The 1,379-nt window shown below is 72.7% G+C and carries 2 protein-coding genes; both read left to right on the plus strand.

Features of this window, described 5'->3' with window-relative positions:
* Positions 1-291: 291 nt before the first annotated feature.
* Positions 292-600 carry a DUF5133 domain-containing protein gene (locus tag ABZ719_RS37660; RefSeq protein ID WP_366729672.1) on the plus strand — a complete coding sequence of 103 codons (309 nt, stop codon included), beginning with the start codon at positions 292-294 and terminating at the stop codon, positions 598-600.
* A gap of 117 nt (positions 601-717) precedes the next feature.
* Positions 718-1,379 (plus strand): maltotransferase domain-containing protein (locus ABZ719_RS37665; protein ID WP_366729673.1); only part of this gene is annotated, 662 nt, incomplete at its 3' end.

Consider the following 1,379-nt stretch of genomic DNA (forward strand, 5'->3'; position numbering starts at 1 on the left):
GCTCCCGCAGCCCCGAAAGATCATCGCGCCCAACGGCCACGGTCCTCGCAACTCCCACAGATCGCGGGTGTTGCGAGGACCGTTAGAACCCAAGTGGGACGGGGTGCCGGGCCGGTGTCCGCCGGGCGGGTGAGCTGGTTGAAGATCCAACAGGACGCTGTGTCGTTGAACGTGCACCATGAGTGAAAGTCTCGAGCGCCGTGAACGGGACGCGTGCCTCGCGTGCGCGGTCACCGCCCCGACCGTCGGGGAAACGTGCCCATCGAGCGCTCCCGAAAGGTGAACGGCGCCATGCTGCTACCTGCCAAAGCCGAAGTAGCCCGGCATCTGCGGCACTACCGGGTGTGGGAACGCGCGATGCTCGCGTCTCCCGACGACCGCCGGGTGCGGGCCACCTTCGAGGACTCGGGCTACACGCTGTGCGTGCTGATGGGCAAGCGCTGCGCGCGGGAGGCGGCGGACGCGGCCGAGCGCTACCTGCGCACCAACCTCGTCACCTACCTGCGGGAACAGGGCACCGGCCGGCCGCACGTCGGCGTGGTCCCGGGACGGACCCGGCGCCGGCCGGCGAAGGACCGGCGCTCCCGGGCCGGCGCGTAGGGCCACACACCGTCCCCCCGCCCCACCGGGGGGGACGACCGCACCGCGACAGACCGAGAAGTACCTGGTTCCCGGCCGGGCGTGAGCCCGGCCTCAAGCACGGTGGAGGTGACACCCATGAGTTCGACCCCGAGTCATGTCCCGCTCGTCGGCCGCATTCCCGTACGGGACGTGCGCCCGGCCGTCGAGTGCGGCAGGCGACCGGCCAAGGCGGTGGTGGGTGAGACGTTCCAGGTCACCGCCACCGTGTTCCGCGAGGGCCACGACGCCGTCGCGGCCAACGTGGTCCTGCGCGATCCCGGGGGCCGTCCGGGCCCGTGGACGCCGATGCGGGTGCTGGCGCCGGGCAGCGACCGCTGGGGCGCGGAGGTCACACCGGACGCGACCGGACGCTGGACCTACCACGTGGAGGCATGGAGCGACCCCGTCGCCACCTGGCGGCACGTCGCGCACATCAAGGTCCCGGCCGGCATCGACGCCGGACTGGTGCTGGAGGAGGGTGCCGAGCTGCTCAGCCGTGCGGCGGCCGGGGTGCCCAAGGGGCCGCAGCGCGAGACGGTGCTCGCGGCCGTCCGGGTGATGAACGACGACTCCCTGCCGGTGATGACCCGGTGGGCGGCGGCGCTGACGCCGGAGGTGGACGCGGTCCTGGCCCGCCACCCGCTGCGCGAGCTGGTCACCGCTTCCGAGCCGCTGTCCCTCCAGGTCGAACGCGAACGCGCCCTGTACGGCGCCTGGTACGAGTTCTTCCCCCGCTCCGAAGGCACCCCCGAACAGCC

It is taken from the genome of Streptomyces sp. NPDC006743 (genome assembly GCF_040703815.1).
Taxonomy (GTDB): domain Bacteria; phylum Actinomycetota; class Actinomycetes; order Streptomycetales; family Streptomycetaceae; genus Streptomyces.